Consider the following 26,143-nt stretch of genomic DNA (forward strand, 5'->3'; position numbering starts at 1 on the left):
CTAAAAGAATTTGTAATATAACAAGAGTAAATGTTAATAATATTTTGCCATTGGGTTATCAAATTTAAACAATATCGCTTGTCACTCATACCGCTCTGTTTTTAGTATCAATTATGGAAAAAAACGTTCTCTTTAGTCAGCGCATTCGCTTGCGCCATCTACACACCTTCGTGGCCGTCGCTCAACAGGGAACGCTGGGGCGTGCGGCTGAAACACTTAATCTTAGCCAACCCGCTTTATCAAAAACGCTGAACGAGCTGGAGCAGCTGACCGGAACGCGGCTTTTTGAGCGCGGGCGGCTTGGCGCACAGCTGACGCTGGTCGGAGAGCAGTTTCTCACCCACGCGGTAAAGGTCCTCGACGCGCTTAATACCGCGGGCCAGGCGCTCAACCGCAAAGAGGGAATGAATCCCGACGTGGTGCGCATCGGCGCGCTGCCTACCGCCGCGCTCGGCATTCTGCCGACGGTCATCGGCCAGTTTCACCAGCAGCAGAAAGATATCACCCTGCAGGTCGCCACTATGAATAACACCATGCTGCTGGCGGGGCTTAAATCGGGGGAGATTGATATCGGCATCGGGCGCATGTCCGACCCGGAGCTGATGAGCGGTCTGAACTATGAGCTGCTGTTTCTGGAATCCCTGAAGCTGGTGGTTCGCCCCGGGCACCCGCTGCTGCAGGAGACGGTGACGCTCAGCCGGGTGATGGACTGGCCGGTCGTCGTTTCGCCTAAAGGGACGATCCCCCGCCAGAATGCCGAAACGCTGCTGCAAAGCCAGGGATGTAAAATTCCCGCTGGCTGTATAGAGACGCTCTCGGCGTCGCTGTCGCGCCAGCTGACCGTCGATTATGACTATATCTGGTTCGTCCCCTCCGGGGCGGTGAAGGACGACCTGCGGCGCGGCCTGCTTAGCGCGCTGCCGGTACCGACTCAGGGCGCCGGTGAACCGATCGGTATTCTGACCCGGGTCGATGCCACCCTCACCTCCGGCGCGCAGATCCTGCTCAGCGCGATTCGAAAATCGATGCCGGCCTGAACCTGGTCCCGGACAGATCGCCGCCTGTCCGGGCAAATCGGTTATTCCTCCCCACCAGACATCGCCCTGTCCTCTCTACGTTTCCCCCCGGCAGGCCGGCGGCGACCGACCGCAGATAGCGCCGTTTGCTTAGCAGCATAATCAATAAGTGCGAAATTATTTATTAACAATTGCGCAAACTTCGGTAACAGATTTATCATTGCCACGATTTCACCATATGGTTCATATGAAATCAAAATCAGCGATCAACCCTCTTTCATGAAGCCATTTATCGCTTCACTCAAAAGATAAACATTAAATTTTTGATTCATTTGGTTCACCCCTGAGAACGGGTGGTTAAGGAGACAACATGACAACGGGTCACGCGCCACGAGGATTCCCCCGGATCCTGAAGTGGCTTCTCGCCGGGCTGATGCTGATAATCGGCCTGGCCATCGGTATTCCTGGCATAAAGCTCGCCACGCTCGGCGGCAGCCTCTATTTCAGCCTGATGGGGCTGGCGATGGTTATCGCCTCCGTACTCATCTTCCGCAACCGCCGCAGCGGCATCCTGCTGTACGCGCTGGCGTTTGTCGCGTCCATTGTTTGGGCCATCAGCGATGCCGGATGGACCTTCTGGCCGCTGTTCTCGCGCCTGTTTGTCTTCGGCGCGCTGGCGCTTCTTTCGGCCCTCGTCTGGCCGTTCTTCTCGGTTAACGCGACGAAAAAAGGCCCGGCCTTTGGCCTCGCGGCGGCGCTGGCGGTCGTGCTGGCCGTCAGCTTCGGCTGGATGTTCAAGGCGCAGCCGCTGGTGAGCGCCACCGAAGAGGTACCGGTTAAGCCGGTTGCCGCCGGCGAACAGCAGAAAAACTGGGAGCACTGGGGCAATACTACCCACGGCGATCGCTTCGCCGCGCTGGATCAGATTAACAAGCACAATGTTAATCAGCTGCAGGTGGCGTGGGTCGCCCATACCGGGGATATTCCGCAGAGCAACGGCTCCGGCGCCGAAGATCAGAATACCCCCCTGCAAATCGGCGATACGCTGTATGTCTGCACCCCTTACAGCAAGGTGCTGGCGCTGGACGTTGATAGCGGCAAGGAAAAATGGCGCTACGACTCAAAGGCCACCGCGCCAAACTGGCAGCGCTGCCGCGGGCTCGGCTATTACGCGGACGGCGAGGCTCAGCCCGCTCCGGCGGCTGACGTTCAGCCCGCCGCCTGCTCCCGTCGTCTGTTCCTGCCGACAACCGACGCGCGCCTGATCGCCATCGACGCCGATAGCGGCAAACCGTGTGAAGAATTTGGTGAACACGGTGTCGTCGACCTGAGCGTTGGAATGGGTGAGATCAAAGCGGGCTACTACCAGCAGACCTCGACGCCTCTGGTGGCCGGGAACGTGGTGGTGGTCGGCGGCCGCGTGGCGGATAACTTCTCCACCGGCGAGCCCCCGGGCGTGGTACGCGCCTATGATGTCCACAGCGGTAAGCTGGCGTGGGCATGGGATCCGGGTAATCCAAACCTGACCGGTCTGCCGCCGGAAGGTCAAACCTACACGCGCGGTACGCCTAACGTCTGGTCAGCGATGTCCTATGATGCGAAGCTGAACCTGATCTACCTGCCAACCGGCAACGCCACGCCGGATTTCTTTGGCGGCGAGCGGACCGCGCTTGACGATAAGTACAGCTCGTCAATCGTTGCCGTCGATGCCACCACCGGCCAGGTGCGCTGGCACTATCAGACGACCCATCACGACCTGTGGGACTTTGACCTGCCGTCGCAGCCGCTGCTGTACGACCTGCCGGATGGTAAAGGCGCTACCACCCCGGTACTGGTACAGACCAGCAAGCAGGGCATGATCTTTATGCTCAACCGCGAAACCGGTGAGCCGGTTGCCAAAGTGGAGGAGCGCCCGGTTCCGCAGGGCAACGTCGAAGGCGAGCGCTACTCGCCGACCCAGCCCTACTCCGTCGGCATGCCGATGATCGGTAACGAAACGCTGAAAGAGTCGGATATGTGGGGCGCCACGCCGGTCGATCTGCTGATCTGCCGTATCGCCTTTAAATCCATGCGCCATCAGGGCATTTTCACCCCGCCGGGCGAAGACCGTTCATTGCAGTATCCGGGTTCGCTGGGCGGTATGAACTGGGGCAGCGTGTCGGTCGACCCGAATAACGGTCTGATGTTCGTCAACGATATGCGTCTCGGCCTGGCAAACTATATGGTGCCGCGCGCCAAAGTCGCCAAAAATGCCAGCGGGATTGAGATGGGTATCGTGCCGATGGAAGGCACGCCGTTTGGCGCAATGCGCGAACGCTTCCTGTCGCCGCTGGGCATTCCATGCCAGAAGCCGCCGTTCGGTACGATGTCGGCAGTGGATCTGAAAAGCGGGAAGCTGGTGTGGCAGGTGCCGGTCGGCACCGTTGAGGATACCGGCCCGCTGGGGATTCGGATGCATATGCCAATTCCAATCGGCATGCCGACGCTCGGCGCATCGCTGTCTACTCAGTCCGGCCTGCTGTTCTTCGCCGGCACCCAGGACTTCTACCTGCGGGCGTTTGATACCGCCAGCGGTAAGGAAATCTGGAAATCTCGTCTGCCGGTCGGCAGCCAGTCCGGTCCGATGACCTACGTTTCGCCGAAAACCGGCAAGCAGTACATCATCATCAACGCCGGGGGCGCACGTCAGTCTCCGGATCGCGGCGACTATATCATCGCCTACGCGCTGCCTGACCAGCAGTAAGCACGGAGTCTTGTCACACTCATACCTGCCGGTGAAGCCACCGGCAGGTATTTTTTTGCCTCAGCGAAGCGCCTCTGACGATCGGCGTCGGCACTCGCAGGCACGTTGTGCCTGCTGCCGGTGATTACTGGTCGCCGAAATGAATAACGGTACGGATTGATTTACCTTCGTGCATCAGGTCAAACGCTTCGTTGATCTGATCCAGCGGCAGGCGGTGGGTGATAAACGGATCGAGGCGAATTTTCCCCGCCATCGCGTCTTCAACCATGCCCGGCAGCTGGGTGCGCCCTTTGACGCCGCCGAATGCGGAACCGCGCCATACGCGGCCGGTTACCAGCTGGAACGGCCGGGTTTTAATCTCCTGGCCCGCACCGGCAACGCCGATAATCACGCTCTCGCCCCAGCCTTTATGACAGCACTCCAGAGCCGAACGCATGACGTTGACGTTGCCGATACACTCAAAGCTGAAGTCCACGCCGCCGTCGGTAAGCTCAACAATGACGTCCTGCACCGGCTTTTCGTAATCACGCGGATTGACAAAGTCGGTCGCGCCCATCTCTTTGGCGAGCGTGAATTTTTCCGGATTGGTATCGACCGCCAGAATGCGCCCGGCTTTCGCCTGTACCGCGCCCTGAATAACCGCCAGACCGATTCCGCCGAGGCCGAATACCGCTACCGTATCGCCCTCTTTCACCTTCGCGGTGTTGTGAACCGCACCGATCCCGGTCGTCACGCCGCAGCCCAGCAGGCAGACTTTCTCCAGCGGAGCCTGGGGGTTAACTTTCGCCAGCGAAATCTCCGCGCAAACGGTGTATTCGCTGAAGGTGCTGGTGCCCATATAGTGATAAATCGGCTCGCCGTTGTAGGAGAAACGGGTGGTGCCATCCGGCATCAGGCCTTTGCCCTGGGTGGCGCGAACCGCCTGGCAGAGGTTGGTTTTGCCGGATTTACAGAATTTGCACTCGCCGCACTCGGCGGTGTACAGCGGAATAACGTGATCGCCCGGCTGCAGGCTGGTCACGCCTTCGCCGACTTCAACGACAATGCCGCCGCCTTCATGCCCCAGCACCGCCGGGAACACGCCTTCCGGATCGTCCCCGGAGAGGGTAAAGGCATCGGTATGGCAGACGCCGGTGTGGGTGATCTTGACCAGCACTTCGCCTTTTTTCGGCGGCGCGACGTCAATCTCAACGATCTTCAGCGGCTGGCCCGGGCCAAACGCGACTGCTGCACGTGATTTCATAAGGGTCTCTTCCTTCGTCATGATTTATTTTAAGTAGGATCGTAGCAGATGGCCGACTTCCGCCATTCGTATCGCTCTTTGGTCGGGGGTGGTTTCGCCGCTTACCAGCTCATCCTGGAGATGAATTTCCACCATCTCCCCCATCAAACCGTTGGTTGCGCCGCGAATTGAGGCGATCTGCTGCAGAATTGTCATACAGGACTCGCCGGACTCCAGCGCGCGCTCAAGCGCCTCGACCTGCCCGCGAATACGGCGCACGCGGCTCAGGGCGCGTTTTTTATCTTCAGGTGAATGTGGCACGGTGACGCCCTCCATATCATATAGGGGGGTATACTATATTTAATTAAGCAATATGGCAAATTGAAACGCCGCTTTAACCGTAGCACAGCGGCGCAGTTTTGGGCTCAGCTCAGCTCCAGCATCATATCCACACAGCGTAAATCAGCATTGGCCAGCTTTGATGGCAGCCATTTTTCACCGAGCGCCACAAAGCCGTGGTACAGATAGAAACCGGCGGCGTTGGGCGTGGCTTCCAGCGTGATTCGCGTCAGCCCCCGGCGACGCGCTTCAGCGATTATCGTCGTCACGATAAGCCCGGCGTAACCTTTACCGAAGCACTCCGGGCGGGTAAAAATCGCCTCGACGCTGCCGGCGCGAAGGTCGAGATAGCCGGTCGCTGCCGCGCGCCCGTTCGCCTCTTCGATCACATAAAAGGGGTTGTCGCGCACCGCATGGCGATAGCCTTCCGGCATCAGATCCGGCGTCCAGGCCTGCAGAACCTCGGCGTCATAGCTTTCACGACAGCCGTGGCGTATCGCCTGATTGCGGATTTCCCATAGCGCTGGCGCTTCATCCGGCGCGGCAAGTCTGACTCTCATCTTTATCCCCTCTTCCCGTTGGTGCGATCAGATGTATCACAGTCCGCGGTAAAAGAAATAAAAAACCCCGCACAGGGCGGGGTCTGAACGTAGAAAGCTAATCACAGCTAGCGCTTGCGCGGCATCATGCGCAGCAGCGTATTGTCTTTCCACAAATAGTGATGCATCAGCGCGGCCAGCGCATGCAGGCCAACGACAAAGTAGCCGGTATTCGCCAGCAGGCTGTGTACGCCCTTCAGCGTATCCACCAGCTCAAAATTACTTTGCGCCGCAAAGGGCATCGTCAGGCCAAACGCATACCACGGGTTGCCGCGGTTATACATCATGACCATGCCGACGATCGGTAAGGCGATAAACAGCAGATAGATAACCAGATGCCCCAGGTGCGCGAAACCGGTCATCATCGGCGATGGCTTCGGCACAATCGGCGGCGCGGGAGATTTCAGGCGCACCAGCAGTCGTACCACCATCAGTACGCAGATGGAAATACCGCAGGATACATGAATCATGTTAATCAGCGGCCGGTCGCTGCGAGGGAAAAAGCCCCGCAGCTCCATAGCGGCATAGGCGCCAACCACTAATAAAAATACCAGCCAGTGGATGCCTATCTGCAGGCCGGAGTATTTATCGCGCATGGGAAAACCCTTAACAAAAGTGTGATGCCGACAACATAACGGCCTTTTATTAAAAATTCATTAACTTTTACGTACTTATAAGAAACAATCGCGAGGAATCATGCATTTACCGGCAATACAAGAAGTTAAGCTGTAAGGCTGAAGGAGATTGTTGGTCGTTTGCGGCGTTTTTAACGCCCTCAAAAGCGCCCCTAAGATACTTTTCGCCCCCCAATCCCCCCTAAAATACGACCTATTTTCGCCATCAACCTCACGAGTTTCGGGAAGATTTTTATGTTTGAACACATGTAAGTATCCAGAGCATAATCAGATTAAGACCATCTGGACCGTGGACCTGGTTATTTCTCGTTAACGGCTACCTGGGCCGGGCATTCTTCTGTACGAGTAAAATCTCACTCAGTTCCCGTTACGGTAACGGTAGATTTCCGCAAAAGATGATTAAGCATACCGTCACCCCAAATCAGGGCGACTGTAATTTCATAGATACATTCACTTAACTATTCTTGTGATAAAATGAAAGAATTTTATCGCCCAACTTCTTACTGTCCAAAGGCATTTTGAAGCCATTTTCAGTATTAAGCTTCCCCGCAATATAACTATCAATCAGCAAATCAGAGTTGAAATATATGCGCAAGTGATTCCCGATATTTTCTCCTATTATGCCATTTAACGCCAGAGAACAATTTCGACTATTTTTTAAACGCACGCTCAGCGAGTAATATTCTTTTGAATCAAACATATAATGATTCATCACCAAAGATGAAATACACTCTTCTTTTAAGGTGAATGTCTTATTATTTGATTCGTAATTGAGCCCTTTTTCTGCACAGAATGCAAATTTCGCAAAAACAAGACAGAACATGCCAAGTGTTACTTTCCCAAACATGGCCATATTTACTCTCCTTAGAATTATCTCCTGAGTTAAGACTCTCGTAAGACAGATGGCCCCTAAAACTTAGCATAATGGGGACTGCCAGAGGAGCAGAAAGCGCTTTCACTGTCATTCTGGGGAATTATGAGTAGAGATCCAGTTCAATTTTACGCTCGCGGGCGGCGGACTGCCGCGCACGCTGCGCGGTCTTTCTCTCGGATGCTGATTTAGCCAGTCAAAGCCCGTTCAATACACGCTCTCCCCATGAGAATGTTAAAAATTTAAAGGTAACCCAAAAACCCCTGCTCCCCTCCTGGCACATCTGATTACCAAACATTCTCGTAGGCACGCATTGATATGGATTGTCGCGGTACACACCGGTTTGCGGCATGGGGTGCTTCGGCTTGAGAAGATATCAACCTTCAGACAGGAGAGATTAACATCAGCAAAAATAAGACCAATGATGTTGATCATCCACTCACGGCCGCAGATATCCATCCGCGTGCGCAGTTACGCGAGGGAAACTTGCCGTTCGCCTGCTTCACGCCATTGCCAACGAAAATAACTTAATCTGTATATGGTAGTGCGGTCAGCGCCACATTAGCCGCCGCCAGCAATCGCGATTCGGCAACACCATCGCGAGCCTGAACCGACAGGCCGTGCAAAAAGGCGGCGAAATAATCGCCAAGGCTGTCAGCATCGGTAGTGGCAGGCAGCTCGCCGCTATGCACCGCCTGACGCAGCCGGTCGATAATCTGCTGCGTGCGCTGGAGACGATGCTGAGCCAGCCAGGTTTTGATGTCGTCATTTTCCACGCTGACGCTGGCAGCGGAGGCAACCACCATACATCCTTGCGGCAGGTCCGGTTGGCAGTAGAGGTGCACAGCATCCATCAGCAGCGTTTTGATTGCCTCCCGCACGTTGCCCTCGGCGGCAAAGGCGCGATCCGCGAAGCCCCCTTCCTGATTTTCGTAGTCAGCGATCGCTTCCCGGAAAAGCTGTTCTTTTGCACCGAATGCCTTGTAAATACGCGCGGAAGCGATGCCCAGTTCCGCCACCAAATCCGACATTGACGTCCCTTCATAGCCCTGTCGCCAGAATAGATTACGCGCTTTCAAAAGCGCCAGTTCACGATCGAATTCGCGCGGTCTGCCTGCCATTACGTTGCTCCAGTTGGTCCGATATTTAGCGATCAAGGATCGCTTAAATCGTTGAGATTACCAACGCATTTATAATTTTGCTTGCGGTTATCCGTTTTTACTCCTATTGTTTGTCAATCGACAAACAATAGGAGTTTACGATGAAAACCCTCAAAGGTCCAGGCCTCCATCTCGCTCAGTTTAGCGACGAGGTCGCCCCGTTCAACAGCCTGGCTGCGATTGCCCAATGGGCCGCAGAAACCGGTTTTAAGGCATTGCAAATCCCGGCATGGGATCGGCGTCTCTTCGACGTGGCAACCGCGGCAGAAAGCCAGACCTACTGCGACGATCTTACCGGTATGCTGGCGGAACACGGTCTGGTAGTCAGCGAACTGACCAGCCATATCTTCGGCCAGCTGATGGCGGTACATCCGGCCTACGACAGCTTATGTGACAGCTTTGCGCCGTCCGAGGTACACGGCAATCCGCAAGCCCGCGGCGAGTGGGCCCGGCAACAGCTGCTGATGGCCGTCAAAGCCTCCGCGCGCCTTGGCCTCAGCGAACTGGGCACCTTTTCCGGCTCGCTGGCCTGGCCTTATCTGTTTCCGTTCCCGCAGCGTCCGGCCGGGCTAATCGAAACCGCCTTCGACGAGCTTGCCAGGCGCTGGCTGCCGGTACTCAACGCCTGCGATGAGCAGGGTATTAATCTGTGCTATGAAATCCACCCGAGCGAAGATCTACACGATGGCGTGACGTTCGAAATGTTCCACCAGCGGGTGGGCGAACATCCGCGCTGCCGGGTACTTTTTGACCCGAGTCATATGGTGCTACAGCAGCTCAACTACCTGGAATTTATTGATATTTATAAGGACGTCATCAATATGTTCCACGTTAAAGACGCCGAATTTAATCCCACCGGCCGTCAGGGGATCTACGGCGGCTATCAATCATGGATCGATCGCGCGGGCCGCTTCCGCTCATTGGGTGACGGTCAGGTTGATTTCAAAGCCATTTTCGCGAAGCTTGCGCAATACGATTACGCCGGCTGGGCAACGCTGGAGTGGGAGTGCTGCCTGAAGAATCCGCTGGACGGTGCCCGGGAGGGGGCAGAGTTCATCAGCAACCACATTATTCACATCACCGATAAGGTGTTCGACGACTTCGCCGGCGCGCCGGTAAATCCTCATCAAATCAAAAAATTACTCGGCATACGCTAGGCCAGAATATTTCAAGGAATCCCTCATGGAACAACAATACGGCGAGATCCTCTACGCGGATCTTGAGGTGCAACACGTCTATCCTAAGGTCAACGGGCAGCGCATCCACTGCGCCGTGGCGGGAAAAGGGCAGCCGGTACTGCTGATACCCGGCTGGCCCCAGACCTGGTATACCTGGCGCTACGTCATCCGCGCGCTTGCCGACGCCGGTTTTCAGGCGATCGCCGTTGACCCTCCGGGCATCGGCGATTCCGATAAGCCCCATGGCGGCTACGATACCGGAAGCGTTGGCGCCGTGCTGCACGCAGTCATGGCGCAGCTGGGGCATACGCGCTACAGCCTGGTGGGCCACGATATTGGCATGTGGATTGGCTACGCCATAGCGAGCGATTTTCCGCAGGCGATTGAGCGACTTGTGCTGACAGAAGCGGTGATCCCGGGGCTGGCCCCTGCCCCGTCGATTTTTGTCGCGCCGGAAGAGAATATTTTCCTTTGGCACTTCATGTTCAATCAGCTGGCCGATTTACCGGAAACCCTGACCTACGGCCGTGAATCACAATATCTCAGCTATATTTTCAACCGCTGGTCTCATCGCCGCGATCGGGTAGCCGCAGAGGTTTATATCGCCGCCTATTCTGCTCCGGGCGGGCTGCGCGCGGGCTTCGATTACTATCGCGCGATCCCGGAGACCATTCGGCAGAACCAGCTCCGCAAGCAAGTGCCTTTAACAATGCCGGTGCTTACGGTGGGAGCAGAATATGCAACGGCTGATGCGCCGCTGGCAACGCTGCAGGGCAATGCTCACGATCTGCGCGGCGAGACGGTGGCCGGGTGTGGTCATTTTATTACCGAAGAGTGTCATGAGGATTTTATCGGGCTGATCGTCCCCTTTCTTTCAGAGGAGACTCACTATGCCGCTTGATCCGCATATTGCCGGCTTCCTCGCCGCTTCATCGCAAAGGAGCGCATCGCCGCCAGCGTCGCTGGGCGAGATGCGCGCGGCCGCTGAAGCCGATTTGCTTCAGCTACAGGGAGAGATGGAAATCAACGATGGCTTCAAAGATTATGTCGCCATCGTTGATGATGGCTACGGTATTGCCCTTCGCGCCTATACGCCCGTTGGCTTAAATACTGAAACCGCGCAGCCAGCGATGCTGTTTGCTCACGGCGGCGGTTGGTGTCTGGGATCGCTGGCGCTGTACGATCGGCCTTGTCAGGCATTGGCCAATGCCACCGGGCGGATAATAGTGTCAGTGGATTACCGGCTGGCGCCAGAGCACCCATTTCCGCGACCGTTAGAGGATGTTTATCAGGCGCTATGCTGGGTTTACGCACAGGCGCAGCGTTTGGGCATCGATAGCAACCGCCTGGCGGTGGGCGGCGATAGCGCCGGCGGGAATCTCGCGGCGGCAACCGCGCTACTGGCGCGGGATCGCGGCGGTCCTCGCATTGAGCATCAGCTGCTGCTGTATCCGGCGTTAAGTCGCGATATGGCAACCGGGAGCTATCGCGAGTTTGCTGAGGGCTATTATTTAACGCGTGATGCGATGGCATTTTGCTGGCACAGCTATCTGGGAGAACGCCGTCATCCTCATGCCGAACCGCTGCACGCGACTTCACTGCGCGGTTTGCCGCCGGCAACCATCCTGAGCTGCGAATACGATCCGCTGCGCGATGAGGCCGAACGGTATGCGCTTCGGCTGCAGGAAGCTGGCGTAGCGGTACGCTGCGAGCGACTGCCGGGCATGGTGCACGCCTGCATTCATATGTCAGGATTGACTCCCGCGACGCGTCGGCTGTTCGAGCTGGCGAGCAGTTAAGGAAATATCAGCTCGCCCGTAGGCGCGTCCCCGTCGCCTGGTGTCACCGATGGCCCTGTGGTCCAGTTCAGCCGGGCGCTTAGTGGTGAAAAAAGTCAGGGACGTGCCGTTTGCCCTAAGCATCCGCTCGCAATATGTAAAAGCGACATTTGCTATGGGAGTGATGGGCTAAGTTCAGATGTTCATTGCATGCCAGAAGCGAACATCAAGGTCATTTCGACACGTTAAATACCGGGGAGTCGCTTAACCTGCTTTCAAGAATGTTGATGATCAAATCGAGTGGGAAGATGATTTCATCGGTATGTCTGAGCTCTTCTATTGTCCACCAGTAGTGATCGCGAATGACTTTTTTTTCGTTGCTACTCCACCTTGAGCGGTCGATATCTGATGTATTTGTATTAATAATGAAGAAACGCTCATCAGCAACAACCGTCTCCCCATCAGCTAGCATCATGGTGAAGGATCTGGATGCGATCTGCGGTCCTGCAGCTGTTCTTATCAGACCCGTTTCTTCAAGTAATTCGCGTAAAGCAGCCTGCTCGAAGGATTCATTGTGTTCAAGCCCTCCACCCGGCGTTGCCCAATATGTCCTGCCGCTCAAAGCGTCATCTGTATGGCAGAAGCAAAAGAGCAAGACGTGATTTTCAGGCGAAAGAACTATTAATCGAGATGATGGGCGAGTGCGCACAAATCCCCCTTACATAAAGTGTTAACCATTTAGTTAGCCGTCAGCGTGAAGTTCATTAACCGCATTTCTGGTTAAGGACCCAGTGCGAAACAGCAGTGAGTGCTGCGGGTGAATACGCATATTGCCCCAACAACAGAAACAGGCCTTGTTTCCACAGCGGCAGCTGTGAGGGAAGCTGGTAATCAAACCATCTACTGCGCAGGAGCCCGTGAGTCGCACCGGCAACCAGTTGGATGCATCGGGGAGTGCTCTCTGGTAACTTCCTGGCCCAGATCTCGACTGTTTCATTCGGGTCCACATTTCGATCGTTCTCTCCCATCATGATTAACGCGGGAGTATGCATCCCGGAGATCTCTTTGGTTGCATCCGCGCGGGAATTTCTGCGCTCGAAGTCCTGCCGGGTACAGCGCGACAGGCAAGGATGTGCAGCAGCTTCCTCCGTAAACTGTCTGTCAAAGGTCTCTTCTTCAAGTTTTTTAGTCTGGTCAATTTCAACGGCCGAACGCCCGGCAAATTTGAGCCGTTGCTCCAGATAGTATACGCCCTGATTTCGCCAGTTTATCGCCGCACCGACCAGCACGGCAAAATCGGGGAGAGCCAGCTGGCTAGCCTGCGGCACGACCCATCCGGCCTGCGAAAATCCGAGAAATCCCGCACGACTGTCTTTCAACTCAGGCTGTTGTTTCATTTTTTGTAATGCCATTGCCGCTTCTTCTGCGCGATCCGCCATTGTCTGCGCCAGCCAGTTCCCGGTGCTTGTTCCTACGCCGGGTTTATCCCATGAAAAAACGGCTATTCCCTGGGCCACCAGGAACTTAACAAGCGGAATATACCCGTCTGCGGACCAGCGATCCTGGGCACCGTCGCCGTGAACGATAAGCACCACCGGTGGATTAACTTTACCAGGAGGAAGAATTAACGTCCCGTGTAAAATATCCTGATGGTGCTGAAATGATATTTCTCTCTGTTTTCCATAACCAGAAAGATCAAAATCTGACAGGCGAATAACGAAGAAAGCACAAAAAATGACGATCGCGGCAAAGAAGAAGATAAGGTATTTCATCTGATGTCTTTTTATTCAGCCGAGCATATTAAAAGAATAATTTATTACGATAGAAACCGGCATATGAAAACTATCATCAATGTTATATTGCCTCCACTCATTTCATTACCAGACGATGCCAATATGGACATTACCTTAATACGGCACGGGAAGCCTGACGGCGTAAAGAACCGGGGTTTGTTGTGGCTTAAAGCCAGCGAAATGCCTGCCTGGATAGCGGATTATAACGCTGCCACGGTAGCTGAAATGCCCTCTCCGAAGACAAAATCCGCCTGCGAGGCCGGCGATTATTTTGTCTGCAGCCCCCTGCCGCGCGCGCTTTCGTCTCTATCTGCGCTGGGGGTGAACCCGGATGCCATACTCCGCGACCTCAGCGAAGCGCCGCTGCCCGTTATCAACGTAGCGCTAATAAAATTCCCCGCGGGTATCTGGCTGATGCTGTTCCGCCTGCTCTGGTTTTTTGATCTTGCGGCGGGATCTGAATCAAAAGCTGAAGTCCGGGCGCGAGCAGCAAAAATGGCGCGGGATCTGATCGACACGGCGGCGCAGCACGGGCACGTTGTCAGCATGGGCCACGGCCTCTTAAACACCTTTATTGCGCTGGAATTAACGCGTCTGGGCTGGATAAAAATTGCGGGTACCGGCTCAGGCTACTGGAGCCGGGTAACGTATCGTTCCCCACGGTAAGTCTCTAAGGGCGTCGTCGATTAGGTATCGCTGATATGGCATGGACAAAATCGATCGACGCCCAGTAGCACGGCGCGCCATAATCCCGGCCGCCGCCCGCTAGCCGGAACTTGCGATCAAGCGATAGAGCAGCAGAAGCTGCTTATGTTCTGCGCTAAAAAGCTGATAAAATGCAGAAAATTTTTAAGATACGTGAAAACTTATGCCAAGGAAAAAACTGCATCTGCGCACTCTCATGCTGATGTTGTCCGTCGGAGGGATCCTGCTGACATCAATGCTGCTGCTCAGCGCCCTGACGCTTTTCCAGAAGGGCAACATTGAGGATCGGTTACTCGAGAACAACCTCGCCTACGCCCGTAAACTGGCGGATACCACCGACCGCTACCTGGTGACGGCGCAGCGGGAGCTGGCCTACAGCGCCGGGCAGATAAAAGCCCTTAACGACCGCCGCCAGCTGCAAAATGAAGCTGACCGGCTGCGCCTGCAGTCCGGCTTTTTCAACTCGGTGGTAATTGTTAATTCCAACGCCGTTATTGCTGCCGCCTCTCCGGAGAGCCTGAAGCTGGTGGGGATAAAGCTGCACTCTGGCGCTAGCAGGCAGGCCATAGCCTCAAAAAAGCTTTTTATCTCTGAACCTTTTATATCGGCGGCGGGTAATTACGTCGTGTTTGTCTCGCAACCATTATTTAGCCCCGGCGGCGACTATCTCGGTTATATCGGCGGCAGCATCTATCTGCAAAAAGAGAGCATGCTCAGCGATATTCTAAGCATGCATTTTTACGAAAATACAACGGACGTCAGCGTCATTAATAATGAAGGTAAAATAATCTTTAATCGCGATCCGACACGAGTGGGCGGCGGGTTTAATTCTGCTCCCGGCCTGCAGGAGCAGATTATCAAAACGCAAAACGGGCACTTTTTTGGCGATGGCAAAAGCGGCGGCAACCTGGTTGGCTACGCCAGCCTGAAGCAGGCCGACTGGAAGGTTATCATCTCGGGGGCATCGGAAAGCGTATCCCGTATATTAATGCAGACGGTAGTGAACGCGTTCTGGTTCACGCTCGCGATCATCATCCTCACGGTGACGACCGTAACGATTTTTGCTGCCATCATTTCGGCTCCGCTGGAGAAACTCGCAGAATTCACGCGCGCGGAAAACAATGAGTCCACGCTCAAAAAGCTGGCCAATATTAACGTCTGGTACAAGGAAGCGGAACGTCTTAAAGAGGCTTTCAGCCTGCATCTGCAAATAATGGCCAGGCGGGTAAACGCCCTCAGCGATGAAACGATGACGGACCCGCTGACCGGACTCTATAACCGCAAAGGTTTCAGCACCCTGCTGAAACAATCCCTCCATTCCGCCGAGCGCTGCATCATCGCGATTGATATAGACCATTTTAAAAAGATTAACGATCTGCACGGGCATGACGGCGGCGATGCTGTGCTGGTCACATTCAGTGAGAAGCTGCGCAACCTCTGCGCCGACGGGCAGGTTGCCTGTCGGTTTGGCGGTGAGGAGTTTGTGGTGTTCCTGCCGGATACCGGCCTGACAGCAGCGGCGGCGGCGGCTGAACGCATCCGGGTGGGGATCGAAAATGCCGATTTCCCCCACGCCGGGAAAGTGACCATTTCCCTCGGCGTTGCCGGGTTCAGCGATAACGAAAACGATGTTTACACCGTCCTTCGCAAAGCTGATTTGGCGCTCTATGAAGCCAAACGTTCCGGTCGTAACACCGTGGTTATCGACGACGCCGGGGGATTTTCCCGCATCTGAACGGGCGAAAATTACTGCGCCACGCAGGTTCCATAATGCTGAGAGGCGAAAATGCCTCCCGGCATAACCGTATTGCGGCTATGCACCGAATCACCGCTCCTCGTCATTGTCGTAACGGTGACGTTACCGACCTCTGACGTTTCAATAAAAGACATGCCGTCTACGCCGTTTGGCACGATGGCTACCTCGGTCGAACCGGCGTTTCCAGCCATATAGGCCTTGCTTGTTCCGCTATCGATGATAAACGTCAACACCATCGGGTTTTTAGCGACATGATTGCCGCTTTGGTCACTATAGGTCGGGTAGGAGCACTTAACCGACGTTGTTTTCGCCGTCACCGCAAACGAGGCGCTACCCAGCGTCAATACAGCCAGAAAACAGCTGCCCGATAGATTCATTGCTAACACCTTTTATCCATAAATTCGCCCGCGGCAGAAAGATCGTACCGCGCTAATCTGCCGTCCGGCCGCGCCATTTTTTATGCGCTAAGGAGATTTTTTCTGTAGTAACCGCATCGACAACCCCCGCTTCAAATCTGCGCGCGTTGGCTAATGATAAATCCTGTGCCGCCCTTTTCTCCAGCTCTCTTAATGATTGTTCGTTCAGCACCCCGCTCTTCAGCAGACGAAGCTTTATTGCCAGCTGCCGCTTTGCTTCCGCTCTGGTGCGGGGCGGTATCTTCAGCGCCTCAATCTCTGCCTGAAGAGTTAACCGCGCGGGGGGCGTTTTTCCTGCCGCGATCAGCCGGCCGATCCTGCGTTTTTTTGACATCATTTAACTCCTAAACCGCCGGGGTGGACGATTGGGCAAGGCGTTCCTGAGCGCCGGGGCGAAAAAGGTTCTGATCTCCGCCCCCGCCGGGGAGATGAAAACCATCGTCTACAACGTCAATGACGACACCCTCACCGCAGACGACACCATTATCTCCGTCGCCTCCTGCACCACCAACTGCCTGGCGCCGATGGCCAAAGTGCTCCACGATGCGTTCGGGATCAGGCTCGGCACGATGACCACCATTCACGCCTACACCGGCACCCAGTCGCTGGTCGACGGCCCGCGCGGCAAAGATCTACGCGCCTCGCGCGCGGCGGCGGAAAACATCATCCCGCACACTACCGGGGCGGCGAAGGCGATAGGTCTGGTCATTCCTGAGCTCAGCGGCAGGCTGAAAGGCCACGCCCAGCGCGTGCCGACCAAAACCGGATCGGTCACCGAACTGGTCTCGATTCTTGAGAAAAAGGTGACCGCCGAAGAGGTCAATCAGGCGATGAAGAACGCGGCGGCGAATAATGAATCCTTCGGCTATACCGAAGAGGAGATCGTCTCTTCCGACGTGATTGGCAGCCACTTTGGCTCGATTTACGACGCCACCCAGCTTGAAATCGCCGAGGCAGGCGACGTTCAGCTGGTCAAAACCGTGGCGTGGTACGACAACGAATACGGCTTCGTCACCCAGCTCATCCGCGTGCTGGATAAGTTTGCTAAATAGGTTGTAACCGCAGCGGATAGCCCTCGGCTATCCGCTTTTTCATCCGCGGCTCAGGCCTGCAGATAGACCACCTGGGTCTGCAGGTATTCGTTCAGACCGTGGCGGCCGTCGGCGCCGCCGATACCCGATTTGCGCCAGCCCGCATGAAAGCCCTGCATGGCTTCAAAGTTCTCGCGGTTAACGTAGGTTTCGCCGAACTTCAGCCCCTTAATCGCCTTCATCGCCACGTTCAGGTCGCGCGTATAGATCGACGACGTCAGCCCGTAGTCGCTATCGTTGGCCATCGCCAGCGCCTCCTCAAGCGTGTCAAACGCCACCACCGGCAGCACCGGGCCAAAGGTTTCTTCGTGGACGATATCCATCTCCTGGCGCACGTCCAGTAGCAGCGTCGGCGGATAAAAATAGCCGCTGCCGGCAACCGCTTTGCCGCCTAAGGCAAGGCGCGCACCCTGAGCCAGCGCTTTGGCCACCTTCTGCTCGACCCGCTCCAGCGCGGCGGCGTTGATCAGCGGCCCCATCGCAATATCATCGCGCAGGGCCGGGTCGCCGAACTGCACCGCTTTCAGCGCTTCGCCGAGGCGATTAACGAAGCGATCGTAGATCCCTTTCTGCACGTAAACGCGCTCAACGCAGTTGCATACCTGCCCGCTGTTGATCACCCGCGAATCAACCACCGCCTTGACCGCCAGCTCAAGATCGGCGTCATCCATCACAATCGCCGGCGCCTTACCGCCCAGCTCGAGGCACACTTTGGTGATATTTTTCGCCGCGGCGGCCATGATTTTTTCACCCGCGCCTACGCTGCCGGTCATGCTGACCATCGCCACTTTCGGGTTCGCCGCCAGCTCCTGGCCGACGGTCTCCCCGCGGCCTAACACCAGGTTAAACACCCCCTTCGGCAGGCCAATATCATCGACAATCTGCGCGAAGGCAACGGCGTTATTGGGCGTGAACTCGCTCGGTTTAATCACAATCGTATTGCCGGTCAGCAGCGCCGGGGCGAGCTTGCGGGCAATCAGGAAGAACGGGAAGTTCCACGGCAGGATGCCGGTGGTCACGCCGAGGGCGCGTTTGAAAACGAGGATATTTTCGCCGGGACGGTCGCTTTGCACGATTTCACCTTCGTAGCGCCGCGCCCACTCGGCCATATAGTCGAGATAATCGGCGGTAAAGGAGACCTCCACTGCCGCCAGCTGCTGAGTCTTCCCGCCTTCAGCTACGATAAGCGCCGCAATCTCGCCGGCGCGTTCGCGGACCCCGATGGCGATTTTACGCAGCCAGCCGGCGCGCTCGATAGCCGGCAGCGCCTCCCAGGCCGGCTGCGCGCGATCCGCGGCATCAATGGCCCGCCGCGCGTCTTCGGCGCTGCCGTCGGGGATACGGGAGAGCAGCGCTTCGGTAGCGGGATTAAGCACGTCAATCCAGGCGTCGCCGCGTCCGGCAACAAACTGACCATCAATATACATCGGGTGCTGAACGGGTGCTGTCATAGCCTGCTCCTGTAGATTTATTGTTTTTAACAAGTGATTTATTTGTTAAAAATCTATCCATAAGAGGCAATAAGAGCAGTCCGCACGCCTGATTATGTGAATTACTTCATAAAAACGGCCCCGAAAGCCGGGGGAAACGTTACATTCAGGCAACACAAACTGCCCGTTTGCGACAAACCTGGCGCAAACGGGCAAAAATCATCAGCCTAAGGTTCGCTCGCCGAGGGCGTGGGTCAGGAGGCTGTCTTCACTCAGCTGGCGCCACGCGCTGACAATCCGCGGAGGCATATCAACGTGGGCAATAAAATCTTTACCCAGCGGACCGTATCCCTGTGGGCCATTCTGCAGGCGCGGCAGCTCGCCAAGGATCAGCGCCAGATAGCGCCCCACCGGCCACAGCCCGTGCGCCGCCCCGCTGAACGCCAGGCCCTGCTCCGGCGTATTGCGCAGTTGCGGCACGAAGCCCGGGGTGCTGTACCAGCGCGGCAGCGGATCTGCCCCCTGCCAGACGCGGGCAAAGGTCGCCATCGTGCGCCGCTGCATGGTCGGGTCCTGGATAACCACGCCCTCGCGGTGCGCCAGCCCCTCGGCCTCGAGCACCTCGCGGGTAAAGCGCGCGTTCTCGCCGCAGTTGGTGGAGCGCGCTTCCGCCACGATCCGCTCGCGCGGTATGTGCCAGTACTGATGGGCGATATCGGCAAGGATAAGCGCTTCGGCGCGTCCCTCTACCGGCAGCGAACCATAGCGCGGATCGTTGCGTACCGCCTCATAGAGAAATGAAGTTGAGTGGCCAATCCCGCCGCTTATCAGCAGCGGAACCTCGGCGTCAGCCGCCAACCGGCAGGCGGCATCAATGGTCGGGATCACCGCGTTGCCCGCCAGCACCACCACCTCAAACGGCGGCTTCTGCGCCAGCGTTGTAAAATCGTCCTGCGCCAGCCAGGCGCCGACGAGGTTCGCTGCCGCCAGCGTATCGGCGGAGAGCGCCGGGAAATTATCTGACATACCTTCTCCTTTTCAGTTTGCGCAGCGACAACGTCCCTCTTTATCGCCGCGCAGCAGATTGGGCCGATTGTATCCTGTCAGGCGTTAAGTTTCTCCAGCCGCGTTTGCCCTTCTCGCTTCTGCTTTATTTTCCAGCACAGCCACAGGGCGATGAACCACAGCGGCGTGGCGATCAGCGCCTTCAGGGTATCGGGGTCGAAGATCATAATAAAAATGGCGAAGGCAAAAAACAGCAGGCTTAGCCAGCTCATCGCCACGCCCGCCGGCATCTTAAAGGCCGAGCTTTCATGCAGGTCCGGGCGCTTTTGCCGATACACCAGGTAGGCCACGAGGATCATTCCCCAGCTGAAGACCACCATAATGGCCGCCAGCGTCGAGACGATGGTGAACAGAGTCATCACGTTCGGCACGAGGAACAGCAGCAGCGTGCCGCTGAGCATGCAGAAGCAGGAGAACAGCAGGCTGCGCACCGGAATGCGGGTATGGCGCGACAGGATGCGAAACTGCCCGTGGGCGTGTTTCTCAACCGACAGGCCGTATAGCATGCGGGTGCTGGAGTAGACCCCGCTGTTGGCCGACGACATCGCCGAGGTCAGGGCCACGAAGTTAATCACCGCCGCGGCGGCGGGCAGGCCGGCTTTGGCGAACAGGGTGACGAACGGGCTGGCGTCGGGCGATACGCCCGGCCACGAGGCCACGGCAATAATCACCACCATCGACAGCAGATAAAAAATGATAATCCGCAGCGGCAGCGCGTTGATCGCCTTAGGTAAGATCTTCTGCGGATCGCGGGTTTCCGCGGTCATCGTCCCGAGCAGCTCAATCCCGGTGAAGGAGAAAATCGCTATCTGGAAACCGGCGAGGAAGCCGGTGACGCCGTGAGGCATAAAGACCGCCGGGTCGGTGATATGGTGCAGCGAAGCCTTCACGCCGTCCGGCGAGGTCCAGCCGATGGCGATCATCCACGCGCCGGTCACAATCAGCGCGATAATCGTAATCACCTTGATCAGCGCAAACCAGAACTCAGCCTCGCCGAACATCTTCACCGACAGCAAATTGAACAGGAACAGAATGCCGAGGGTGCTCAGGGCCGGCATCCACGCCGACATTTCGGGAAACCAGTACTGCATATAGCTGCCGCACACCACCACGTCGGCAATACAGGTCACCACCCAGCTCAGCCAGTAGGTCCAGCCGAGGTAAAAGCTCGCCTGCGGTCCCAGATAATCGCCGACGAAATCGGCGAAGGAGCGATAGTCCAGGCGGGTGAGCAGCACTTCGCCCATCGCCCGCATCACCATATAGGTAAAAAAGCCCACCAGCAGGTAAATCAGCAGGATCGAGGTCCCCGCCACCGCAATATTTCGTCCCGCCCCCATAAACAGGCCGGTACCGATAGCGCCGCCCAGCGCAATCATCTGAATGTGCCGGGCGCCAAGGCCGCGTTTGAGCTGCGACGGGCGCTCCCCGTCGATGGCAGGATGCTCCTGCCCCTCACGTTGATGTTGAGTCATGTCGATTCCTTCAGAGAGGCAAAGAAAGGCATGGCGCGGCAGACTTCAGCAGCAAACCGGCGCGTTGCCCGTTTGCCACTCCCGCATTCGGAAACAGGATGTAGGGAGCCTGCGCATCGATAACCCACGTTTTCTCCGCCTGACGCGCAATAACGTGCCCGGCGGCAAGCGCGGTGAAGTTTTCAGTTTGCGGATCGAGGTGCAAGGTGAAGCGATCGTCGCCCTTGATGATGCTCTCCTGAACCACAAAATGGCGCATCGGCTCCTTGAGGCGCGACGGCAGCGCGCCGCCACCGATCGTCGCCCGCAGCGCCGCCCCGGCGGCGGCAAACAGGCGCAGATCGTTCTCACCAAAGGGCATCACTTTGCCCAGCTCCAGCGTCGCGCTTTCGGCGGCGAACGCCTCGGCGGTAAAGTGGGTAAAGGTCCCGCCGGGTTCGGTATGACGCACCACCGCGTCCATACCGCTGGCGGCGAGCAGCTGATAAAACCCGGCGCTGTACTCTCCCTCCCGCGCGGGGAGAAGCGCAAACTGGCGGTAGCGCGAGCCGCGGATGGCGGTATGCAGATCGAGATGCGCTCTGCCGACGCGGCCGTGGGCATCGGCCGCCGTATAGAACGCCCGGACCGCCGCCTCCAGCTCCGCCGCGCGCCGGGACTCATTGCCCGGCGCCGCGCGCAGATGACGCCCGCCGAACAGGCGGTTGAGGTCGTTATGCAGATAGCGGCGGGAGGCGCGGATCGCCGGCAGGTTGCCGAAGACGATCAGCAGCGCCTGCGAGAGCGGCTGCCGGCCCTGGCTCAGCGCATGCGCGATCTCCAGCAGCATCTCTATCGGCGCGGTTTCGTTGCCGTGAATGCCGGCTGAAACGATCGCCGCCTGCCGCCACGGCCTCTGCGGCAGCAGCTGCAGCACGCCGTCCGCCAGCCAACGCGCCTCAATTTCTGCGGGAAACGCCCACTCCGCCAGCCGACAGTGCAGTAAATCATTCACCTTGTTGTCCATTCCCGGCCCCTTAGCGCTGGAAGTCATAGATACAGCCCAGGCGCAAAATCTGCGTCAGTTCATCAAGGGCCTGATAGACCTCGCTCAGGAGCTGCGGGTCGGCCAGGTCGCGGGCGTGGAGGCGATCGCGGTAATGCTTCTCGACCCACTGCGTGAGCTGCCGATAGCGCGCGTCGTCCATCAGGCTGTGCGGATTCACCGCCGCCAGCTCGGCGTGGTTCAGCACCACCCGCAGGCGCAGGCAGGCCGGGCCGCCGCCGTTGCGCATGCTTTCACGCAGATCGAATACCGCCAGCTCGTCGATCGGCGACGCGCTGTCGCTCACCAGCCCACTCAGGTACTGCCAGACGTTCTCCCGCTGGCGGCACTCTTCCGGCACCACGATCAGCATTTTGCCGTCCGGCTTGCTCAGCAGCTGGCTGTTGAACAGGTACGAGGCGACGGCGTCGTTGAGCCCCACCTGGGCCTGCGGAACCTCGACGCTGACAAACGGAATATCCAGGCGGGCCGCTTTTTCCCGCAGGGTCGCCAGCAGCGCCTGCTGCTGCACAAAGGCCTGCTGATGGTGGAACAGCACGTGGCGATTGCTCACCGCAATCACGTCGTTATGGAACACGCCGCCGTCGATGGCCGCCGGGTCCTGCTGGGCAAAAACGGTATATTCCGGGTTCAGCCGGTGCAGCCGGGCCACCGCCTGGCTCGCCTCCAGGGTCTGGCGCGCCGGATATTTTTGCGGCGCCACGCCGCCGCTCGCGCGCCTGCCGTAGACAAACAGCTGCAGACCCTGGCGGCCGTAGTCGTAGCAGAAGCGGTTGTGGTTCGCCGCCCCTTCATCGCCCAGGTCGCCGTGCTGGGCCAGGGCATGGTGATGGACGAAATAGCCTTCGTCGGCAAAGGTCGCGCGTAAAATCGCCGCGGTGGTCTGCGCTTCCTGGGAGCGGTGCAGCTTGTTGGTCAGGTTGGCTACCGTAAAATGCAGCCTGCCGTCGGCGCTATCGGCGGATGGCGATACCGTCGCCGCGTTGGCGGTCCACATCGACGATGCGGAGCTAAACGCCGAGAGCAGATGCGGCGCGTCGGCGGCGGCGCGGGCGATCACCTGCTCATCGCTGCCGCAAAAGCCCAGACCGCGCAGCGCGGCGATATTCGGCCGCGGCTGCGGGGGTAAAATCCCCTGAATAAAGCCCCTGTCGGCGAGGGCCTTCATTTTGCATAAGCCCTGCAGCGCCGCCTTTTTCGGGTTGGATACGCCGTCGCGGTTATTTTGCGAGGCTTCGTTACCGACCGACAGCCCGGCGTAGTGGTGCGTAGGCCCAACCAGGCCATCGAAATTAGCTTCAAAACCAGACATAGTGTCCTCACAGAATCCGTTGTCAGAATGGCAGACCGGGCGACGTTGCCGCCGGGAGCGTCAGCGTTTCGCTGACCAGCGAGGCCATCGGCCAGGCGCAATAGTCCGCCGCGTACCAGGCCGACGCCCGGTGGTTGCCGGAGGCGCCCACGCCGCCAAACGGCGCCTTGCTGGAGGCGCCGGTCAGCGGCTTGTTCCAGTTGACGATCCCGGCGCGCGCTTCATCGGCGAGCCTGGCGAACAGCGCCGGATCGGCGGAAATCAGCCCGGTCGCCAGCCCGTAGCGGGTGTTGTTGGCGATGCGGATCGCCTCATCAAACTGCTCATAGCGGACCACCGTCAGCAGCGGGCCGAAATACTCTTCGTCGGGCACGTCGATCCCGGTGACGTCAATAACTCCCGGGGTGAGCAGCGTGGAGTTGGGATCCGGCTGGGTCATGCGCAGCAGCACCTTGCCGCCCAGCTGCTCAAGCTTGTCCTGCGCCGCCAGCATCCCCTGCGCCGCCTGCAGGGAGATAACGCCGCCCATAAACGGCTGCGGTTCGGCATCCCAGCGGCCGGCGCGAATGCTGGCGCTGGCGGCAACCAGCCGCTGCAGCAGCGCGTCGCCCTGCTCCCCGCGTTTGACCAGCAGCCGGCGGGCGCAGGTGCAGCGCTGTCCGGCGGAAATAAACGCCGACTGGATAATCACGTTCAGCGCCGCGTCGACGTCAAGCGCGTCGGCGACGATCAGCGCGTTGTTGCCGCCCATCTCCAGCGCCAGCATCTTCTCCGGCTGGCCGCCGAGATAGCGGTGGAAGTGGAAGCCGGTTGACGCGCTGCCGGTAAACAGCACCCCGTCGATATCGCGGTTTTCCAGCAGCGCCTGGCCGGTCTCCTTGCCGCCCTGAATCAGGTTGATAACCCCTTCCGGAACCCCGGCCTGCTGCCACAACTGCACGGTCAGCTCGGCGGTCGCCGGCGTCAGTTCGCTGGGCTTAAAGACCACCGTGTTGCCGGCGATCAGCGCCGGAATAATATGACCGTTCGGCAAATGGCCGGGGAAGTTGTACGGGCCGAAGACCGCCATCACTCCGTGCGGCTTGTGGCGCAGGAGTGCTTTGCCGTCCGGCATCGGCGATTCGCGATAGCCGGTACGCTCGGCGTAGGCGTCAATGGAGATCGCCGCTTTGCCGATCATCGCCTGCACCTCGGTGCGGGTTTCCCACAGCGGCTTGCTGGTTTCGCGAGAAATCATCTCCGCCAGGGCCTCTTTATGCGCATCCAGCAGCGCGGCAAAGCGCTGCACGCTGGCAATACGCTCCGCCAGCGCAAGATGGGACCAGGCGTAAAAGGCGCCGCGCGCCGCCGCGCAGGCGGCCTGCACCTCCGCCGCTCCCGCGCTGGCCGCCTGCCACAGCGGCGCCTGGTTTTCCGGCGCCAGCTTGGTTAACGGTGCCCCCGAACCCTGCCGCCACTCGCCTGCGATAAAATGTGCGTTTATTGCCATGATGTTCTGCTCTCCGGATTAAGTGTTACCGCATGAACCCGGTCAGTCTCGCTAACCTCGAGGGCGTCCAGCGCGGCACGTTCGTTGTTCTCTTCCGGGGTCAGCAGCACCGCGCGGAAATGTTCAAACCGGTTATTGGCGACGATGATCGGCGCCGCCCGCTGCGCCATGACGTGCATGGCCGGGATAAACCGGCTCTCGCCGATCGCTCTGATACTGTCGGTTTGCGCCTCCAGCACCGGGCCGGCGTCGAAAATATCCACCGACCCGCGCCAGCTGAAGCCCTCTTTTTCAAGGATCGCCCGCGCCGGCGAGGTATTGGCATGCACCTCGCCAATCGCTTCGCGGGCGTTTTCCGGCAGCAGCGAGACGTAAATCGGATACGCCGGCATCAGCTCGGCAATAAAGGTTTTCATGCCGGTGCCGGTCAGCCGGTCGGCGTCGGCAAACGGAATATCGAAGAAGTGGTGGCCCAGCGCATCCCAGAACGGCGAATTACCGTGCTCATCGCTGCGTCCGCGCAGCTCGGCGAACAGATGCGGCGAAAACAGCTCCCGGAAGGCGGCGATAAATAAAAACCGCGCTTTGGAGAGGAACAGGCCGTTACGGTTTTTTTGGTACTCCGGGTCGAGGAACAGGGTGCAGAGCTCGCTATGGCCGGTGTGGTCGTAGCTGAGGTTCAGCAGCTCCTGATTTTTATAGACCCCCAGCTCCTTCGAGGCGCGAACCGTGCGCTGCAGGCGGAAATTATAAAAGGGTTCGTCGAGCCCCACCGCCACCTCAATGGCGCTGACGCCCACCGCCCGCGACAGCTCGGTATCCTCCAGTACAAACAGGAAGCCCTGCTGCCCGCGGGGCAGCCTGCCGGCGAAGGTGTCGACGCTGCGCTGGATCCGCGCGGCCAGGCGCGCGGGATCGTTCGGTAACGACGTCATGCCGACCCCCGCCCGCGAGGCGAGGCGAATGATGTCGTCGAGATCGTTTTCCCTGACGGGACGAAATAGCATCATAAACCGTCTCCCGGA

General features: G+C 58.0%; 24 protein-coding genes and 1 pseudogene. 8 read left to right on the forward strand and 17 right to left on the reverse strand.

Going from position 1 to position 26,143, the window contains the following annotated elements; translation table 11 throughout:
* Positions 1-113: 113 nt before the first annotated feature.
* Both QFI97_RS16135 and QFI97_RS16140 read left to right on the forward strand, forming a co-directional pair.
* Positions 114-1,037 carry a LysR substrate-binding domain-containing protein gene (locus QFI97_RS16135; RefSeq protein WP_095097404.1) on the forward strand — a complete coding sequence of 308 codons (924 nt, stop codon included), beginning with the start codon at positions 114-116 and terminating at the stop codon, positions 1,035-1,037.
* A gap of 349 nt (positions 1,038-1,386) precedes the next feature.
* Positions 1,387-3,759 carry a membrane-bound PQQ-dependent dehydrogenase, glucose/quinate/shikimate family gene (locus tag QFI97_RS16140; RefSeq protein ID WP_095097401.1) on the forward strand — a complete coding sequence of 791 codons (2,373 nt, stop codon included), beginning with the start codon at positions 1,387-1,389 and terminating at the stop codon, positions 3,757-3,759.
* Positions 3,760-3,883: 124 nt separating this feature from the next.
* Here the strand turns inward: QFI97_RS16140 and QFI97_RS16145 are convergent, their stop codons facing one another.
* The 6 genes from QFI97_RS16145 to QFI97_RS16170 form a co-directional block, all read right to left on the reverse strand.
* The gene (locus QFI97_RS16145; RefSeq protein WP_095097398.1) at positions 3,884-5,002 is read right to left on the reverse strand and encodes an S-(hydroxymethyl)glutathione dehydrogenase/class III alcohol dehydrogenase; all 1,119 of its coding nucleotides are present in this window, start codon (positions 5,000-5,002) and stop codon (positions 3,884-3,886) included.
* Positions 5,003-5,026: 24 nt separating this feature from the next.
* Positions 5,027-5,302, reverse strand: coding sequence for a metal/formaldehyde-sensitive transcriptional repressor (locus tag QFI97_RS16150; RefSeq protein ID WP_041147608.1), 276 nt, complete (start codon positions 5,300-5,302; stop codon positions 5,027-5,029).
* 104 nt (positions 5,303-5,406) lie between these two features.
* Positions 5,407-5,880, reverse strand: a complete 474-nt coding sequence (locus QFI97_RS16155) for a GNAT family N-acetyltransferase (RefSeq protein ID WP_346431581.1) — start codon at positions 5,878-5,880, stop codon at positions 5,407-5,409.
* Positions 5,881-5,987: 107 nt separating this feature from the next.
* A complete protein-coding gene (cybB, locus tag QFI97_RS16160) occupies positions 5,988-6,515 on the reverse strand; it encodes a cytochrome b561 (protein ID WP_331835321.1) in 528 nt (175 codons plus the stop codon).
* A gap of 493 nt (positions 6,516-7,008) precedes the next feature.
* Positions 7,009-7,407: a hypothetical protein gene (locus QFI97_RS16165; RefSeq protein WP_346431582.1), complete on the reverse strand. Its 399-nt coding sequence runs from the start codon at positions 7,405-7,407 to the stop codon at positions 7,009-7,011.
* Positions 7,408-7,952: 545 nt separating this feature from the next.
* Entirely contained in the window at positions 7,953-8,546 is a 594-nt protein-coding gene (locus tag QFI97_RS16170; protein ID WP_346431583.1) for a TetR/AcrR family transcriptional regulator, read from the reverse strand.
* 140 nt (positions 8,547-8,686) lie between these two features.
* Here QFI97_RS16170 and QFI97_RS16175 point away from each other — a divergent pair, with 140 nt between their 5' ends.
* Genes QFI97_RS16175 through QFI97_RS16185 form a run of 3 tightly spaced genes read left to right on the forward strand, consistent with a single transcriptional unit; the run spans position 8,687 to position 11,562 of the window.
* Positions 8,687-9,742 (forward strand): sugar phosphate isomerase/epimerase family protein, encoded by a 1,056-nt coding sequence (locus QFI97_RS16175; RefSeq protein ID WP_346431584.1) that lies wholly within the window; start codon positions 8,687-8,689, stop codon positions 9,740-9,742.
* A 25-nt stretch (positions 9,743-9,767) separates the two neighbouring features.
* Positions 9,768-10,664 (forward strand): alpha/beta fold hydrolase, encoded by an 897-nt coding sequence (locus QFI97_RS16180; protein ID WP_346431585.1) that lies wholly within the window; start codon positions 9,768-9,770, stop codon positions 10,662-10,664.
* On the forward strand, positions 10,654-11,562 hold the full coding sequence (locus QFI97_RS16185) for an alpha/beta hydrolase (protein WP_331835325.1): 909 nt from the start codon (positions 10,654-10,656) through the stop codon (positions 11,560-11,562). The genes QFI97_RS16180 and QFI97_RS16185 overlap by 11 nt, the downstream gene beginning before the upstream one ends.
* A gap of 211 nt (positions 11,563-11,773) precedes the next feature.
* On the opposite strand, the gene QFI97_RS16190 is transcribed toward QFI97_RS16185, so the two are convergent.
* Entirely contained in the window at positions 11,774-12,250 is a 477-nt protein-coding gene (locus QFI97_RS16190; protein ID WP_331835326.1) for an NUDIX hydrolase, read from the reverse strand.
* 55 nt (positions 12,251-12,305) lie between these two features.
* Positions 12,306-13,313, reverse strand: coding sequence for an alpha/beta hydrolase family protein (locus QFI97_RS16195; protein WP_331835327.1), 1,008 nt, complete (start codon positions 13,311-13,313; stop codon positions 12,306-12,308).
* A gap of 3 nt (positions 13,314-13,316) precedes the next feature.
* On the opposite strand from QFI97_RS16195, the gene QFI97_RS16200 reads away from it, so the two are divergent.
* A complete protein-coding gene (locus QFI97_RS16200; RefSeq protein ID WP_346431586.1) occupies positions 13,317-14,000 on the forward strand; it encodes a phosphoglycerate mutase family protein in 684 nt (227 codons plus the stop codon).
* A 202-nt stretch (positions 14,001-14,202) separates the two neighbouring features.
* Positions 14,203-15,774 (forward strand): sensor domain-containing diguanylate cyclase, encoded by a 1,572-nt coding sequence (locus QFI97_RS16205; protein WP_346431587.1) that lies wholly within the window; start codon positions 14,203-14,205, stop codon positions 15,772-15,774.
* A gap of 11 nt (positions 15,775-15,785) precedes the next feature.
* Here QFI97_RS16205 and QFI97_RS16210 read toward each other — a convergent pair whose 3' ends face one another.
* Together QFI97_RS16210 and QFI97_RS16215 are read right to left on the reverse strand one after the other, a co-directional pair.
* A complete protein-coding gene (locus QFI97_RS16210; RefSeq protein ID WP_095097362.1) occupies positions 15,786-16,172 on the reverse strand; it encodes a hypothetical protein in 387 nt (128 codons plus the stop codon).
* Positions 16,173-16,224: 52 nt separating this feature from the next.
* Positions 16,225-16,545 (reverse strand): hypothetical protein, encoded by a 321-nt coding sequence (locus QFI97_RS16215; RefSeq protein WP_346431588.1) that lies wholly within the window; start codon positions 16,543-16,545, stop codon positions 16,225-16,227.
* Positions 16,546-16,582: 37 nt separating this feature from the next.
* Between QFI97_RS16215 and QFI97_RS16220 the strand changes: the two are divergent.
* A pseudogene (locus QFI97_RS16220) lies at positions 16,583-17,263 on the forward strand (type I glyceraldehyde-3-phosphate dehydrogenase); the annotation flags it as partial.
* 50 nt (positions 17,264-17,313) lie between these two features.
* Here QFI97_RS16220 and aldA read toward each other — a convergent pair.
* The 7 genes from aldA to astA all read right to left on the reverse strand — a co-directional run bounded on the left by aldA (position 17,314) and on the right by astA (position 26,125).
* A complete protein-coding gene (aldA, locus tag QFI97_RS16225) occupies positions 17,314-18,753 on the reverse strand; it encodes an aldehyde dehydrogenase (protein ID WP_331835330.1) in 1,440 nt (479 codons plus the stop codon).
* A gap of 201 nt (positions 18,754-18,954) precedes the next feature.
* Positions 18,955-19,758 (reverse strand): YdcF family protein, encoded by an 804-nt coding sequence (locus QFI97_RS16230; RefSeq protein WP_346431589.1) that lies wholly within the window; start codon positions 19,756-19,758, stop codon positions 18,955-18,957.
* 77 nt (positions 19,759-19,835) lie between these two features.
* Positions 19,836-21,272: an amino acid permease gene (locus tag QFI97_RS16235; protein WP_346431590.1), complete on the reverse strand. Its 1,437-nt coding sequence runs from the start codon at positions 21,270-21,272 to the stop codon at positions 19,836-19,838.
* Positions 21,273-21,282: 10 nt separating this feature from the next.
* Complete coding sequence (gene astE / locus QFI97_RS16240; RefSeq protein ID WP_346432099.1) at positions 21,283-22,278, reverse strand: succinylglutamate desuccinylase; 996 nt, start codon at positions 22,276-22,278, stop codon at positions 21,283-21,285.
* 10 nt (positions 22,279-22,288) lie between these two features.
* Positions 22,289-23,629: an N-succinylarginine dihydrolase gene (gene astB / locus QFI97_RS16245; RefSeq protein ID WP_346431591.1), complete on the reverse strand. Its 1,341-nt coding sequence runs from the start codon at positions 23,627-23,629 to the stop codon at positions 22,289-22,291.
* A 22-nt stretch (positions 23,630-23,651) separates the two neighbouring features.
* Complete coding sequence (gene astD, locus QFI97_RS16250) at positions 23,652-25,118, reverse strand: succinylglutamate-semialdehyde dehydrogenase (RefSeq protein WP_346431592.1); 1,467 nt, start codon at positions 25,116-25,118, stop codon at positions 23,652-23,654.
* Entirely contained in the window at positions 25,109-26,125 is a 1,017-nt protein-coding gene (astA, locus tag QFI97_RS16255) for an arginine N-succinyltransferase (RefSeq protein WP_346432100.1), read from the reverse strand. Before astA ends, astD begins: the two co-directional genes overlap by 10 nt.
* Positions 26,126-26,143 lie beyond the last annotated feature (18 nt).

Origin of the sequence: Klebsiella scottii, from assembly GCF_036561945.1 — a bacterium.
Lineage (GTDB): Bacteria > Pseudomonadota > Gammaproteobacteria > Enterobacterales > Enterobacteriaceae > Klebsiella > Klebsiella scottii.

Coding starts and splice junctions, on each gene's coding strand:
- astE (WP_346432099.1), bottom strand. CDS start 22,278: ATGGACAACAAGGTGAATGATTTACTGCACTGTCGGCTGGCGGAGTGG.
- astB (WP_346431591.1), bottom strand. CDS start 23,629: ATGTCTGGTTTTGAAGCTAATTTCGATGGCCTGGTTGGGCCTACGCAC.
- aldA (WP_331835330.1), bottom strand. CDS start 18,753: ATGACAGCACCCGTTCAGCACCCGATGTATATTGATGGTCAGTTTGTT.
- QFI97_RS16165 (WP_346431582.1), bottom strand. CDS start 7,407: ATGGCCATGTTTGGGAAAGTAACACTTGGCATGTTCTGTCTTGTTTTT.
- QFI97_RS16200 (WP_346431586.1), top strand. CDS start 13,317: ATGTCTTTTTATTCAGCCGAGCATATTAAAAGAATAATTTATTACGAT.
- QFI97_RS16155 (WP_346431581.1), bottom strand. CDS start 5,880: ATGAGAGTCAGACTTGCCGCGCCGGATGAAGCGCCAGCGCTATGGGAA.
- astD (WP_346431592.1), bottom strand. CDS start 25,118: ATGGCAATAAACGCACATTTTATCGCAGGCGAGTGGCGGCAGGGTTCG.
- QFI97_RS16180 (WP_346431585.1), top strand. CDS start 9,768: ATGGAACAACAATACGGCGAGATCCTCTACGCGGATCTTGAGGTGCAA.
- QFI97_RS16185 (WP_331835325.1), top strand. CDS start 10,654: ATGCCGCTTGATCCGCATATTGCCGGCTTCCTCGCCGCTTCATCGCAA.
- QFI97_RS16230 (WP_346431589.1), bottom strand. CDS start 19,758: ATGTCAGATAATTTCCCGGCGCTCTCCGCCGATACGCTGGCGGCAGCG.
- QFI97_RS16170 (WP_346431583.1), bottom strand. CDS start 8,546: ATGGCAGGCAGACCGCGCGAATTCGATCGTGAACTGGCGCTTTTGAAA.
- QFI97_RS16205 (WP_346431587.1), top strand. CDS start 14,203: ATGCCAAGGAAAAAACTGCATCTGCGCACTCTCATGCTGATGTTGTCC.
- QFI97_RS16215 (WP_346431588.1), bottom strand. CDS start 16,545: ATGTCAAAAAAACGCAGGATCGGCCGGCTGATCGCGGCAGGAAAAACG.
- QFI97_RS16175 (WP_346431584.1), top strand. CDS start 8,687: ATGAAAACCCTCAAAGGTCCAGGCCTCCATCTCGCTCAGTTTAGCGAC.
- QFI97_RS16145 (WP_095097398.1), bottom strand. CDS start 5,002: ATGAAATCACGTGCAGCAGTCGCGTTTGGCCCGGGCCAGCCGCTGAAG.
- astA (WP_346432100.1), bottom strand. CDS start 26,125: ATGCTATTTCGTCCCGTCAGGGAAAACGATCTCGACGACATCATTCGC.
- QFI97_RS16135 (WP_095097404.1), top strand. CDS start 114: ATGGAAAAAAACGTTCTCTTTAGTCAGCGCATTCGCTTGCGCCATCTA.
- cybB (WP_331835321.1), bottom strand. CDS start 6,515: ATGCGCGATAAATACTCCGGCCTGCAGATAGGCATCCACTGGCTGGTA.
- QFI97_RS16210 (WP_095097362.1), bottom strand. CDS start 16,172: ATGAATCTATCGGGCAGCTGTTTTCTGGCTGTATTGACGCTGGGTAGC.
- QFI97_RS16140 (WP_095097401.1), top strand. CDS start 1,387: ATGACAACGGGTCACGCGCCACGAGGATTCCCCCGGATCCTGAAGTGG.
- QFI97_RS16235 (WP_346431590.1), bottom strand. CDS start 21,272: ATGACTCAACATCAACGTGAGGGGCAGGAGCATCCTGCCATCGACGGG.
- QFI97_RS16195 (WP_331835327.1), bottom strand. CDS start 13,313: ATGAAATACCTTATCTTCTTCTTTGCCGCGATCGTCATTTTTTGTGCT.